We start from the raw sequence: 14,354 nt of genomic DNA on the forward strand, positions 1-14,354 counted from the left end.
AGTGATTTTATCTTGCTACAAGGTTTTAGTTGATGGGCATTGTAGGTTATCATAAGCCGCTTTTACTATCATTATTAGAGTCTTTATGCCGATTACATCTAAATATACTGACGAGCAAGTAGAGAAAATTCTTGCTGAAGTAGCAACAGTTCTTGAAAAACACGCTGCTTCTCCTGAGTTGACGCTAATGATTGCCGGAAATATCGCAACCAATGTCTTAAATCAACGTGTTGCTGCTTCACAACGCAAAGCGATTGCTGAAAAATTTGCTCAGGCGCTGATGTCTTCTTTAGAAACACCAAAAACACACTAATAACGGACAATAGAACACATACATGGTAGACAGCGGAAACTCATACGGCGAACGTGTATCTCGACTGGTTGGTTGGGGTCACTGGTTTGCATTCTTCAATATCGTTGCATCGATGTTGATAGGCACACGCTACATTGTTCAGTCTCCTTGGCCCGAGACGTTACTTGGTCAGTTTTATCTGGCGGTTTCTTGGGTTGGTCACTTTGGCTTTCTAGTTTTCGCGCTTTACTTGCTCGTTCTATTCCCGTTAACGTTTATCCTGCCATCGCGGAAATTGTTCCGTTTGGTGGCAGTGATTTTCGCGACCGTTGGGCAAACCATATTATTGATTGATACCCAAGCGTATCAGTCGATCAATTTGCACTTAACTCCTGTCGTTTGGGAGTTACTATTCAGCGAAGATAAAAGTGCACTCAGCACTGATCTACAACATCTGTTTGTTGTAATGCCGCTGATCTTCCTTATTCAGCTCGCTCTATCCGAATGGGTATGGCGAAAACAGCGCAAACTATCTCATAAGCACGTAGGACGTCCTCTAGCAGCTGTATTTTTCCTCAGCTTTATGACCAGCCATTTGGTTTATATTTGGGCAGATGCATACTTCTACAATCCAATTACCAGTCAGCGTTCAAACTTCCCATTGTCTTATCCGATGACGGCGAAGAGCTTTATGGAAAAACATGGTCTACTTGACCGTGAGGAATACCTAAAACGCTTAGCGGAAAATGAAGGCAACGTAGAGTTAGTCAATTACCCTCTAGAAAAGCTAGAGTTTAACCGTCGAGTCAATAAGCTCAACGTGTTGATGATCAGCGTAAATAACCTGCGTGCAGACGCGCTGAATCCAGAAGAGATGCCTAACCTCTATGAGTTTGCCGAAAACAATCAGAACTTCCGTAATCATTACAGTTCAAGTAATGATACTTACGGGGCTTTTGGTTTGTTCTACGGCTTACCAACCAGTTACGCCTCAAGCATCAAGGCGCAAGGTGCTTCGCCAGTGTTACTCGATGTACTGAAAGATCAGGGTTACAACTTCGGCCTATTCAGTGGCAGCGGGTTTGAAGATGATCTCTACTCAGAGATTATTTTCCGCGACTTAAAACTAGCGGAAGACCTCGATGGCACACAAGCTCATACCGATAAGCAATCTATCGCGAACTGGAATACATGGTTAACAGAGAAAGCGAGTCAACCATGGTTTAGTTACATCGAAGTCACCACCGTTGATAATTTTGAATCGATCCCTTCAAATAATGACGAAGAAATGTCCGCAAGTGATCGCTTCAAAAAAGCTTATGAATATGCGGTGAAATCAGCGGATAAAACCGTCGCTAGTATTATTGATGAGCTTGAAAAAAATGGACTATTGACAAACACCATCGTGATTATCACTTCTAATCACGGTAGTGAGTTTAACGAAACCAATACGAACAGCTGGGGCGCAAACAGCAACTACAGCCGTTATCAGTTACAAGTTCCTATGGTAATCCAATGGCCAGGAATGTTGGCTGGTGAATTTAATCACAGCACAAGCCACTTGGACCTTTCGGTCACGTTGTTGCAGGATATGCTCGGTGTATCTTCCAACCCATATGATTACAGTAGTGGTCGTAACCTATTTGACGAAAGTCGTCGCCGTTGGATCCTAGCGGGTGACACTCGTGAGCTTGCCTTAATTACTAGCTCACAAACCACAGTGATCGATAAGTTTGGCAACTACAAGTTGTATGACAAAAATTACAAACGACTTCGAGATGATGCACCGAAGTTGCCAGTTTTGATGCAAGGTTTAACTGAGTTACAGCGTTTTTATTCTAAAAACGATTAATACCTAGCAATCCATATACTATTCAAACTCCCCTTTTTGGGGAGTTTTTGTTTATTTAAACAACACAAACCACAAATTTGCGCAGTAAACATCCAATCAGTTCAACTAGGGGTTTACAACATTTTCAAAGCCTTATATTATGCGCCTCAACAACGGAGAGATGGCTGAGTGGTTGAAAGCACCGGTCTTGAAAACCGGCATACGTTAATAGCGTATCTAGGGTTCAAATCCCTATCTCTCCGCCACATTTAGAAAAAGCCCGCTAAGAAATTAGCGGGCTTTTTCGTATATCCAGATTTGAAAAGATTTGTACAAATCCCTCCTTGAATACAAGCCCAGCAATCGCCACATTCACAAAGAGCACGCTTAGAAATTAAGACCTTTTCGTTTCAGTGTCCCGTTTTTAATCAGGTTGATACTTACGTCTAGTTGTATTTACTTACCAACAAAGACTTCTTTAGCGGCATTAATGAGCTGTAAATGAATTGGGACAAGGTCTGCATGATTCGTTCGATATCCACCTCCGACGACAGCTGCGACAGGGATACCTCGCGATTTCATTGTTTGCATTAAAAATCTATCACGTTCTAAAATCCCTTGCGTCGAAACATCAAAATATCCCAACTCATCGTCTTGATGTATATCAACACCAGCATCGTAGATAACCAAATCAGGACGATGAAGATTAAGCGCCATATCGACCACTTCCTTAAACGCCATTAAAAAAGCCTCATCACCGGTCCCTCGTATCAAAGGCACATCTAGATCAGACTGAGGCTTTCTAGCCGGGAAGTTTTTGTCACAGTGGAAAGAAAGCGTGATGATATCTGGCTCATCGTCACATAAAGTTGCTGTTCCATCCCCATGATGAACATCACTGTCAATGATCAATACTTTATCGACATGCTCAACTTCGAGTGCTTGCCTAGCCGCGATCACTAAGTCATTAAATAAACAAAAACCACTGCCAAACTCTTTGTGTGCGTGATGATACCCACCACTCAAATGAATGGCCACACCGTACTCAAGTGCCTTTTTTGCGGTCAGAGCCGTGCCCGCTGCTGAAGTTAGCGTTCTGGTAATGAGATACTCACTCCAAGGAAAACCTATTCGGCGCATCTTCGCAGCTGGCATGTTTCCACTAACAAGTAACTCGACGTATTCCTCGTCATGAACACGTTTTACTTCCCCAACAGTTAATGCTTCGGGTTGGAAAAACTGCGTGTGCTCTTTCCAGTTATCTTTCTCCATATGCACCAATACCGATTCATAGAGGTACTGGTATTTCATAATTGGGTAACGATGCCCCTCTGGCAACTCAAGTTGAGAATAAATCGGGTGGTAGATAAATGGCAGCATGAGAAATTCTTAATAACAATGGTAACGAAATAGTATCAACTTCAAGGGTTGAATAAAATGCAATTTAATTGATAATGATTTTCAATATCAACTAAATTTAATATACATATGAATTCTACTTTCTTTGCTATTCTCGGCGCACTGTTTGGCTCTCTTTGTGCTCTGTCCCTATTTTCATCTTTCGTTGTTGGTGCGTGGTGGCTGGTTGATTTTATTGCGCTTAGCTAACACAATGACTTTCAACTGAAATCAAAAAAATATAGGTGTTTGTATGAGTCAAACCGTCTTTATTACCGGAGCAAATCGCGGCATTGGCCTTAGCTTAACTGAGCTTTACCTGAAGCAAGGCCATCAAGTACACGCTACTAGCCGTTCCTTAGAGAACAGTTCTGAACTACAAACTCTAGCCTCACATTACAGCAATCTAGTTTTGCACGAACTGGATGTTACTCACTACGAACAAGTCGCTCTGCTTGCAGATAAGCTCCCCGCCATCGACTTACTCATTAACAATGCGGGATATTACGGCCCCAAGGGATACGGCTTTGGAAACACTGACGTAGAAGAATGGCGTAAAGTCCTCGAAGTGAACACCATTGCACCGTTAAAACTGGTTGAGCACTGTTACCCTCGCTTACAACAAGGCAAGATGAAAAAGATTGCTTGTATCTCATCAAAAGTGGGGAGCATGACCGAAAATACGTCCGGTGGCGGTTATATTTATCGTTCATCGAAAGCGGCGCTAAACTCGGTTGTTAAAAGCTTGAGTAATGATTTAACACCTGAAGGATTTACCGTTTTAGCGCTTCACCCTGGTTGGGTAAAAACGGCAATGGGCGGACCAAATGCATTGATAGATACGCAAACCTCCGCACAGGGCCTCGCGAACGTGATAGAGCTGAGTACACCGCAACTTTCAGGTCGATTTATTAACTACGATGGTACTGAGTTACCTTGGTAGCAGCATTAAGACACAACCATCACTAAACCAAATACCATCAAAGCCAGGCTTCATAATCGTGACTTGGTTGGCAAACATAATGTTCATCAGTGATCCACCAGCATAATTCGCGCAATCTAACTTGAATTTATCTACATCCAATCCAGACTTAGGAAAAAGTAGAACAAATAAGGAGAAAGCACGATGGCAGCAGATAGGGATTTGGTTAATTTTAGCGAAGAGCACGAACTAAATTACTGCTTGAGAAGTGCTGGTAAACGCCAAACTCAAGCGAATCGAGATACATTAGTTGACTTGGGCAACCAGGTGAAAGAGGTACTGGACAAACGCGTGTTAACTCAAGGTGAAGTAAGAGGCGCGATCCAAAACCACGGTGATCTGTTCGAGTAATCTATTTTCAAGCATGCGCGGAGTTTAATTACGCCGCGCTTGTCCTATGCCTGCTTACCTTTGGTTGCACGAGATTTAGTTGCGCCACCACTCTTTGAATAACTACGCTTTTTACGTTTAAACGCAGGACGTTCCACTTTGGGTAGATGACGCAATGAATCAGGGATCGGCCCTGCTTTTACTTGTGCCATCAAGCCATCAATGCGTTGCTCTAGTGCTTGCATAAACGGCTGATATGCCTGATTTCTCTCTGCCATACCTTGTAACTGGTGCTCCCAATGAGCCGTCATATCTGGGTACGTTGAATCCTGTGGCAAGGCATGAATGAGACCTCTTCCCGCAGGAGAGCTGAGAATTGATTTACCTTGACGCTTGAGCAGTTGGCGTTTGAACAGCGTGTCCAAAATACCAGCGCGAGTCGCTTCCGTACCTAGCCCATCAGTATCGCGAAGGATTTTTTTCAGTTCTTTATCCGCAACGTAACGGGCGATCCCGGTCATCGCTTGCAACAGCGATGCTTCGGTAAAGTGCTTTGGTGGCTCGGTTTTTCGGTCTTTTATTTCCCCTTCACGACAAGTTAACACGGTGCCTTCTGGTAACGGTGGAACGGCATCAATACCTTCATCTTCCTTGTCAGTTTTGCCCATTAGCGCTTTCCAACCCGGCGAAACTAACTGACGACCTTTCGCGATAAACGTACCACCAGCGATATCGAAAACTAATTTCGCTTCTGCGTAAACCGCCACCGGATAAAACTGCATGAGATACTGGCGCGCAATCAATTGATACACTTTCATCTCATTGCCCGAAAGCGCATTCACATTAGCTTGTTTTGGTGTAGGGATAATCGCATGGTGCGCATCCACTTTTTTATCGTTCCAGGCTTTGGACTTTAATGTTAAGTCTGCTCCCTGAACGGCACCTTGCAGCTCTTTTGCGTTATTCGCAATAGCTGTTGTCACCATCTCTGCTTGTGAGTAGTGTTCCATCGGTAAATAGCGACAATCTGAACGTGGATAAGTGATCAGCTTGTGCTTTTCATACAATGCCTGACAAGTATCTAGTACTTGTTGCGCACTCATACCATAGCGCTTCGCTGCATCGATCTGTAAAGCAGATAATGAATAAGGTAATGGTGCTGATTGCTTGGTTTGCTTTTGTTCCGACTCCGTCACTTTCGCGGGTTGATTTGCAATACGGTTTGCAACGTTTTCCACTAACTTACGGTTTAACACTCGCCCTTCTTCATCCTGCCAAGGCTTGCATGCCTCACTTGGCTTCCAACGAGCACGAATATCAAAAGTACCATTGGCATCTTGATATGGGATCAGAGCATGTAGGGTAAAATAGTCCTTCGGGACAAAGTTTTCGACTTCCTCATCACGACGCACCACTAAGCCAAGAACTGGCGTTTGCACTCGCCCTACCGAGAGAACACCTTGATACCCTGCTTTTTGACCAAGCAAGGTATAAGCACGAGACATGTTCATGCCATACAACCAATCAGCCCGAGAGCGAGCCAATGCAGAAACTGAAAGTGGGATAAACTCGCGATTACTGCGCATAGAACTGAGTGCGCGTTTCACCGCAGGTAAGTTCAAGTCGGAAATCAGCAAACGCTGTGTGGATTCCTTCTTGGTTTTAGATAACTTGCAATAGTCGAGAACTTCATCAACTAACAGCTGCCCCTCTCGGTCTGGGTCTCCTGCATGAATGACTTCGTTAGCTTCTTTGAGCAATTTACGAATCACTGTTAATTGCTTACTTGCGCTTTTCCTCGGTCTGAGCTGCCATTGCTGCGGAACAATTGGTAAATCTGCCATATTCCACTTTTTATAACGCTCATCGTAAGCATCAGGTTCGACTTGTTCGAGCAAATGGCCGATACACCAAGTAACGATATCCCCGTTCCCACAGCGGATGAATCCTTGATCTTTCTTTTGAGGGTTTGGCAGTGCAGCGGCAATCGCACGGCCTAAGCTTGGTTTTTCAGCAATAAACAGACGAGACATAACGTTTTGGAAATAAATATAATTAGGGCCACATTAACGAATGTAGCCCTAATAAATCAAGAAAAACTGTATAAATAAACAGTCAATTTACCTAGATGTTCAGTTATAGAAACTCAACAAACTGAGAAAGGTCACGCTCAGGAACTTTCATCGGTGTGCAACCAGGCGTACCTAGGTACAAGAAACCAACAATCTCATCGTCGCCTTCTAAACCAAACGCTTGATGAACTTCTGGATGGAACATCCACTTACCTGAGCGCCAAAATCCTTGAAAGCCTTGCGCTACCGCTGCCATCTGCATGGATTGTACGGCACATCCCGCAGATAAGTGTTGCTCTAGTGCAGGCACTTTCTCATGTTCCGTTACTTTAGCAATCACCGTGATCACCATTGGCGCACGAAATGGCGCATTTTTCACCTTTTCGACCGCCGCTTCATCACTATTTTCAGCTTCTGCGGCTTTTACCAAGATATCTGACAGTTTTTTCAAACCATCGCCCTGTGCGATAACGAAACGCCAAGGGGTTAATCCCGCATGGTCAGGCGCACGAAGGCCTGCACGAATGATGTTCTCAAGTGCTTTACCTTCTGGTGCAGGCGCAGATAACTTCGCGATAGATCGGCGATTGAGCAAAAGATCGAGAGCGTCCATGAAAGAATCCTTATCGAATATCGTTGTTATTTTGTTTACGCCACTTTAGCACAATCTGTTCCTACGAATAACAACCGGTTTTCTGTGGGCTTGATAACGTGCTTCACTTAACATCAAACTCGATTTAATGTTAATTTATTCGCGAAATGAATAAGTTGAACATAGGCAGGTTGATGAACAAGGATAAACAAAACAGCATTTACGAAAAGATCGTTAATGACGAAGATGCCCGTGCCTGTAAGGCGATTCCTGAATCAGCTTGCCATCAAGTTCCCGGCAACTTTCTTAAAATCATTCTTGCTCAGTTTTTAACGAAGGTCGGCGATGCGTTAATCAACCCTAAAGTCACGTTGCCGTGGATACTACAAAGTCTTGGGGCACCGGTTTACTTAATTGGTTGGCTGGTTCCTATTCGTGAGTCAGGATCCCTTATCCCACAACTTAGCATCGCGCACTACATCCGACGCATTCCAGTAAGAAAATGGGTCTGGGTAATTGGCAGCATCTTGCAGGCTCTTTCCATATTTGCAATCGGATTGGTCGCATTAACTCTAACAGGAGCAGCTGCGGGTTATGGTGTGATTGCATGTCTTATGATCTTCAGCCTCTCACGCGGTTTAAATTCCGTCGCATCAAAAGATGTATTGGGCAAAACCATCCCTAAAAACCAACGAGGTCAAGTTAACGGCTGGTCTTCAAGCGCTGCTGGCCTGGTTACGCTGCTTTTCGCGAGCCTTCTGGCACTAGCCTGGTTATGGGACGTAGAGCCGACAGAGCGATTTTACGGTCTGAGTTTAGGCTTAGCGGGCGTCATATGGCTTGTTGCGGCATTAGTCTATGCGCGAATTAATGAGTATGCCGGTGAGGTAGACGGTGGTCGAAATGGCGTTCTTGAGGCATTTAAACAACTCGCGTTACTTAAAACAGACCTGACCTTTCGTCGATTCGTTATCACGCGGACACTATTTTTATGTTCTGCGCTGAGTGCACCGTACTACGTTGTGCTGGCACAGCAATCTCTCGGTGGACAGCTCTGGGTGCTAGCTCTCTTTATGTTTGCGAGTGGCTTGGCCTCCTTTGTATCAGGTCCTTTCTGGGGAAGAATGTCCGATCGATCTAGCCGCAGTGTGATGGTCATAGGCGCAACGATGAGCGCGCTACTTGGTGTTGTTTTATTTGTTTACGATACGTGGGTCACCGCTAGCCAAAGCTTCCTATTCGTGATTCCTCTGCTCTACTTTTGTGTGTGTATTGCCCACGACGGAATACGAGTCGGACGAAAAACCTACTTAGTTGATATCGCGGAAGGTGACAAACGGACAAGCTATGTAGCCGTGAGTAACACGGTGGTTGGGATAATGCTGCTTCTAATGAGTTCTCTTGGTGTTATGTCGAACTTTTTGAGCCTTTCAGCTGTGGTGTTAGTGTTCTCTTTTATTACTCTTGCTGGCGTGGTAATGGCCAAACAACTGCCAGATATCAGTGACTAGTTCTATACAAAAAAGCTGCGCTCAAAGCGCAGCTTTCATAGTAAACACACCTTGAAAGACTAGAGTTTTACCGCCAATTTAACGCCTTGACGAATCGCACGCACAGCATCAAGTTCACCCGCATGGTCAGCTCCGCCAATGATATGAATCTTCTCTCCAAGTTCAGACCATTTATCTTCAAATGGACGAACAGACTCTTGCCCCGCACAAATGACGACTTTGTCCGCGTTCAATAATTGTTCTTTTCCATCTACATGAATGTGCAAACCTTGATCATCAATTTTATCGTAAGACACGCCACCGACTAAATGTACGCCCCTTTTTTCAAGGGTACGTTTATGGATCCAACCAGTCGTTTTACCCGGACCTTTACCTACACGACCTTTACGACGCTGAAGTACCCAGACTTCTTTATCGCTGACCGCATCAGGGTAAGGGTATAAACCACCCGGTTGAGACATCTCTTTGTCGATTCCCCATTCATGCAGCCAGTCATCCAACGTTTGTCCAACTGGCTCTGTGAGCATGGTCGCGACATCTACGCCAATACCACCAGCACCAACGATAGCCACTTTCTCACCGACTGGCGTTTTGTCTCGAATGAGAGTTTGATAGTCGACGACTTTTTCTGGGTTCTCAATTCCATCAATATTGACTTTACGTGGCTCGACACCCGACGCCATCACGATCTCATCGTATTCTGTTAGTAGGTCATAGTTCGCTTCCGTCGATAAGTGCAGATTCACGCCTGTTTCATCAATACGATTAGCGAAATATCGTATCGTCTCTCGAAACTCTTCCTTACCAGGGATCTGCATCGCAAGACGGAACTGACCACCGATGCGGTCGTTCTTTTCGAACAAATCAACCTTATGGCCACGTTCAGCCAGTGTAGTCGCACAAGCCAAGCCCGCCGGGCCGGCTCCGACAACGGCAATGTTTTTCTTCTTAAAGGCTGGTTCAACAACAATTTCGGTTTCATAGCACGCTAGAGGGTTCACTAAGCAACTGGCACGCTTACCTTTAAACACGTTATCTAGACACGCCTGATTACATCCAATACATGTATTAATGAGCTGCGCTTTTTCCTGTTCGGCTTTAGCAACAAAGTAAGGATCAGCCAAGAATGGGCGCGCCATCGAAACCATATCGGCATGCCCAGAAGATAGAATACGTTCTGCTTCGTCTGGCGTATTTATTCGGTTACAAGTGATGATAGGAACCGAAACGTGAGGTTTAACTTTTTCCGTAACCCACGTAAACGCACCGCGTGGTACTTGAGTCGCAATGGTCGGAATTCGAGCCTCATGCCAACCAATACCCGTATTGATAATCGTGACGCCAGCCTCTTCAAGCGCTTTCGCCAATTCGATAACGTCTTCAAATGTGCTGCCCTGCTCGACAAGATCCAGCATAGAGAGACGGAAAATGATGATGAACTTGTCGCCCACCGCCTTACGAACCGCTTTGACAATTTCTAGCGGAAAACGCATACGTTTTTTGTAACTGCCACCCCATTCGTCGTAACGCATGTTCGTGCGCTTACATAAGAATTGGTTTATCAGGTAACCTTCCGAGCCCATTAACTCGACGCCATCATAACCAGCAAGCTGGGCTAACTCAGCGCTGTTCGCAAAGGCATCAATGGTTTTCTTAATCTGGCGGTCGCTCATTTCACTCGGAGCAAACTTTGCAATTGGCGCTTTAATGCCAGACGCACTTTGCGAGAATGGATGCATGGCATAACGCCCAGCATGAAGAATTTGTAGGGCAATTTTGCCGCCGTGCTTGTGCACCGCTTCTGTCACAACTTTGTGGGCCTTGGCATGCTTTGGCTTGCTGAACTCAGCACTCAATGGGTGCAAACGACCGCGTAAGTTCGGAGAAAAACCTCCGGTTACAATCAGTCCAACACCGCCTTTCACGCGTTCTTCATAGAAAGCCGCGAGCTTCTGTAATCCTTCTTTGTGCTCTTCTAAGCCCGTGTGCATTGATCCCATCAGGACTCGGTTTCGTAATTGTGTAAAACCGAGATCCAGTGGCTTTAATAGGTTTGGGTACATGGCAGACATCACTTAACATCCATTGTTATTATCATGGTCTGACCAGATTAAGCCCGCTCAACCAAAAAATCAAACAAGCGTTTACATTTTTGTAACACCGATCAATCTCGCGTGAAAATATGCCAATTGTTGAGTGGTCGTGATAAGCTAAAAAAATGTTATCTTTTGAGATCTTAGAGATAAGAACCCATACTTTGTTAGACTCGGCGTAACTATCTCGTTATGGAGACAAGATGAAAAAACTCTTCAAATTTATTGGTTTGATATTTAAAGGGATATGGAAGAGCATCACCTTTATCAGACTCGCACTGGCAAACCTGATCTTCTTGCTGATGATTGCCGTTTTCTACTTTGCTTTTACTTATACCGGAGACGGTCAACCCGTCGTCGAAAAAGAGTCGGCATTGGTGATGAATCTTTCAGGTCCGATTGTCGAACAAAGACGCTATGTAAATCCAATGGACTCTTTTGCTGGTTCCCTTTTGGGCAATGAGTTACCGAAAGAAAACGTCCTTTTCGATATCGTTGATACTATTCGCTACGCGAAAGACGATCCTAAAGTGTCTGGATTAGTGCTAGCACTGCGAGACATGCCAGAAACAAATCTCACGAAATTACGTTACATCGCGAAAGCGTTGAACGAATTTAAAGCGTCAGGTAAACCAGTTTACGCTGTAGGTGATTTCTACAACCAAAGCCAATATTACTTGGCAAGTTACGCTGATAAAGTTTACCTGGCACCGGATGGCGGCGTATTGATTAAAGGTTACAGTGCCTATTCAATGTACTACAAAACGTTATTGGAAAAGCTTGATGTTTCTACTCATGTTTTTCGCGTAGGTACTTATAAATCCGCTATCGAACCGTTTATTCGTGATGACATGTCCGATGCGGCGAAAGAGTCTGCAACACGTTGGGTTACTCAATTGTGGAGTGCTTTTGTTGATGACGTAACAACAAACCGAAATATTGATGCGAAAGTGCTTAACCCAACCATGGATGAGCTGATTGACGAAATGAAGTCAGTGGACGGTGATCTTGCTCAGCTCGCGGTTAAACTGGGCTTGGTTGATGAACTCGCGACACGCCAAGACATTCGCACTCTATTTGCAAAGCAGTTTGGTAGTGACGGCAAAGACAGCTACAACGCGATTGGTTACTACGACTACCTTGCAACGATTCGCCCTGATTACACACTACCTCAGCACGATATCGCCGTTGTTCTAGCCAGTGGCGCGATTATGGATGGTCAACAACCTCGTGGTACTGTCGGAGGTGACACCGTCGCAAGCTTGTTGCGTCAAGCACGCAATGATGAAAAGGTGAAAGCGGTCGTGTTGCGAGTAGATAGCCCTGGGGGTAGTGCCTTTGCCTCTGAAGTGATTCGCAACGAAGTAGAAGCACTGAAACAAGCAGGCAAGCCAGTTGTTGTATCCATGTCGAGTTTAGCCGCTTCTGGTGGTTATTGGATTTCAATGAGCGCAGACAAGATCGTTGCTCAGCCAACAACACTGACGGGTTCCATTGGTATTTTTAGTGTCATCACCACGTTTGAAAAAGGCTTTAGCAAGTTAGGCATTAATACTGATGGCGTTGGCACATCGCCGTTCTCTGGTGACGGTATTACCACTGGCCTTTCTGACGGCGCGTCTCAAGTATTCCAATTAGGTATCGAGCACGGTTATAAGCGCTTTATTTCTTTGGTTGGCGAGAATCGCGATATGTCTCTAGAGGAAGTCGACAACGTCGCTCAAGGTCGAGTTTGGACAGGACAAGACGCCCTATCCTTTGGTCTTGTTGACCAAATGGGTGACTTTGATGATGCCGTAGAACTAGCGGCGAAACTGGCGAATGTGACCGATTACGGCATTTACTGGGTAGAAGAACCGCTTTCTCCCACTGAACTATTTTTACAAGAGTTCATGAAACAGGTGAAAGTCTCTCTAGGTATTGATGCAACCAGCTTGCTACCAAAAAGTCTTCAACCCGTAGCTCAACAGTTTGAACAAGACGCAAGCTTGCTACAAAGCTTTAACGATCCTAAAGGTCAATACGCATTTTGTTTGAACTGCCAAGTGCAGTAGCTTTTTCATTAATATTACAAAGGGTACCTCTACTTGAGGTGCCCTTTTTATTACGCTCAACATCTCCTCAGATGACTTTCTGATGCTGTGCGCATAGCCTCGCATCTCAAGGTTATTTAGGTATATAATCCCCGCCTCTGTTCCCCTACATGAAAGAAAAAAACGATGACTAGAAAACACATCTACATCGCTTACACCGGTGGCACCATCGGAATGCAAAAATCGGATCACGGCTATGTGCCTGTTGCTGGCTTTATGGAAAAGCAACTAGCAAGCATGCCAGAGTTTCACCGTCCTGAAATGCCGGATTACACTATCCACGAATACGATCCTCTGATTGACTCATCAGATATGACGCCTGCCGACTGGCAGCAGATTGCGGATGATATTCGTGACAACTATGACAAATACGATGGTTTCGTCATCCTACATGGTACTGACACCATGGCATACACAGCATCTGCATTGTCTTTCATGCTTGAAAACCTTGGCAAGCCAGTGATTGTTACGGGTTCACAGATCCCTCTTGCGGAGCTGCGTTCTGACGGTCAAGCAAACCTACTGAATGCTCTGCATATTGCCGCAAACTACCCGATCAACGAAGTGACTTTGTTCTTCAATAATCAGTTGATGCGTGGTAACCGCAGCACAAAATCTCATGCTGACGGTTTTAATGCCTTTACTTCACCAAACCTTCCTCCACTACTGGAAGCTGGGATCAATATTCAAGTAAGTAACAGCGTAACCGTTGGTGCACAACCAGAAGGTGAATTTAAGGTTCACAACATTACACCACAGCCAATCGGCGTGATCACTATGTATCCTGGTATATCACATGAAGTTATTCGTAATACGCTTCGTCAGCCTGTAAATGCGATGATTCTGTTGACTTTTGGTGTGGGCAACGCGCCTCAAAACCCTGAGCTACTGGGTCACCTTAAAGAGGCCTCTGAGCGCGGCGTTATTGTCGTGAACCTAACTCAATGTTTGGCAGGCAAAGTGAATATGGGCGGCTACGCCACGGGTTGTGCACTGGCAGACTCTGGAGTTATCAGCGGCTTTGACATGACGCCAGAAGCGGCACTAGCAAAACTGCATTACCTTCTAAGCCAAAACCTTTCTTACGAAGAAGTGAAAGAGAGAATGCAGCAAGTACTGCGTGGTGAGATGAGCCTGTAAATTCAAGCTTACTACGATCT

Annotated in this window: 11 protein-coding genes and 1 tRNA gene; 8 read left to right on the forward strand and 4 right to left on the reverse strand. The window is 45.0% G+C overall.

All coding sequences use genetic code 11. The features are described 5' to 3' along the window. Positions 1–85 precede the first annotated feature (85 nt). The 3 genes from CBX98_RS16220 to CBX98_RS16230 all read left to right on the forward strand — a co-directional run bounded on the left by CBX98_RS16220 (position 86) and on the right by CBX98_RS16230 (position 2,389). Positions 86–313 carry a YejL family protein gene (locus CBX98_RS16220; RefSeq protein WP_005380722.1) on the forward strand — a complete coding sequence of 76 codons (228 nt, stop codon included), beginning with the start codon at positions 86–88 and terminating at the stop codon, positions 311–313. A 22-nt stretch (positions 314–335) separates the two neighbouring features. Beyond that, positions 336–2,144, forward strand: coding sequence for a DUF3413 domain-containing protein (locus tag CBX98_RS16225; protein WP_046874519.1), 1,809 nt, complete (start codon positions 336–338; stop codon positions 2,142–2,144). A gap of 154 nt (positions 2,145–2,298) precedes the next feature. Then, a tRNA-Ser gene (locus CBX98_RS16230) sits at positions 2,299–2,389 on the forward strand. A 190-nt stretch (positions 2,390–2,579) separates the two neighbouring features. Here CBX98_RS16230 and CBX98_RS16235 read toward each other — a convergent pair. Next, positions 2,580–3,503 (reverse strand): histone deacetylase, encoded by a 924-nt coding sequence (locus CBX98_RS16235; protein ID WP_109169768.1) that lies wholly within the window; start codon positions 3,501–3,503, stop codon positions 2,580–2,582. 271 nt (positions 3,504–3,774) lie between these two features. On the opposite strand from CBX98_RS16235, the gene CBX98_RS16240 reads away from it, so the two are divergent. Next, positions 3,775–4,464 (forward strand): SDR family oxidoreductase, encoded by a 690-nt coding sequence (locus CBX98_RS16240; protein ID WP_109169769.1) that lies wholly within the window; start codon positions 3,775–3,777, stop codon positions 4,462–4,464. A 183-nt stretch (positions 4,465–4,647) separates the two neighbouring features. Then, the gene (locus CBX98_RS16245) at positions 4,648–4,854 is read left to right on the forward strand and encodes a hypothetical protein (protein ID WP_005380717.1); all 207 of its coding nucleotides are present in this window, start codon (positions 4,648–4,650) and stop codon (positions 4,852–4,854) included. 44 nt (positions 4,855–4,898) lie between these two features. Here the strand turns inward: CBX98_RS16245 and CBX98_RS16250 are convergent, their stop codons facing one another. Together CBX98_RS16250 and CBX98_RS16255 are read right to left on the reverse strand one after the other, a co-directional pair. Further along, the gene (locus CBX98_RS16250; RefSeq protein ID WP_109169770.1) at positions 4,899–6,866 is read right to left on the reverse strand and encodes a DNA topoisomerase III; all 1,968 of its coding nucleotides are present in this window, start codon (positions 6,864–6,866) and stop codon (positions 4,899–4,901) included. 103 nt (positions 6,867–6,969) lie between these two features. Beyond that, complete coding sequence (locus tag CBX98_RS16255) at positions 6,970–7,518, reverse strand: NAD(P)H nitroreductase (RefSeq protein WP_109169771.1); 549 nt, start codon at positions 7,516–7,518, stop codon at positions 6,970–6,972. Between the two features lie 173 nt (positions 7,519–7,691). Between CBX98_RS16255 and CBX98_RS16260 the strand changes: the two genes are divergently transcribed. After that, on the forward strand, positions 7,692–9,008 hold the full coding sequence (locus CBX98_RS16260; RefSeq protein WP_109169772.1) for an MFS transporter: 1,317 nt from the start codon (positions 7,692–7,694) through the stop codon (positions 9,006–9,008). Positions 9,009–9,067: 59 nt separating this feature from the next. Here the strand turns inward: CBX98_RS16260 and CBX98_RS16265 are convergent, their stop codons facing one another. Continuing rightward, a complete protein-coding gene (locus CBX98_RS16265) occupies positions 9,068–11,080 on the reverse strand; it encodes an NADPH-dependent 2,4-dienoyl-CoA reductase (RefSeq protein ID WP_168187874.1) in 2,013 nt (670 codons plus the stop codon). Between the two features lie 224 nt (positions 11,081–11,304). On the opposite strand from CBX98_RS16265, the gene sppA reads away from it, so the two are divergent. Then, a complete protein-coding gene (gene sppA, locus CBX98_RS16270) occupies positions 11,305–13,155 on the forward strand; it encodes a signal peptide peptidase SppA (protein WP_012841560.1) in 1,851 nt (616 codons plus the stop codon). Positions 13,156–13,320: 165 nt separating this feature from the next. Further along, positions 13,321–14,334: an asparaginase gene (ansA, locus tag CBX98_RS16275; RefSeq protein ID WP_046874512.1), complete on the forward strand. Its 1,014-nt coding sequence runs from the start codon at positions 13,321–13,323 to the stop codon at positions 14,332–14,334. The last annotated feature ends 20 nt before the right edge of the window (positions 14,335–14,354 follow it).

This window comes from Vibrio sp. T9, from assembly GCF_003123985.1.
In the GTDB taxonomy this organism is placed as follows: Bacteria; Pseudomonadota; Gammaproteobacteria; order Enterobacterales; family Vibrionaceae; genus Vibrio; species Vibrio diabolicus.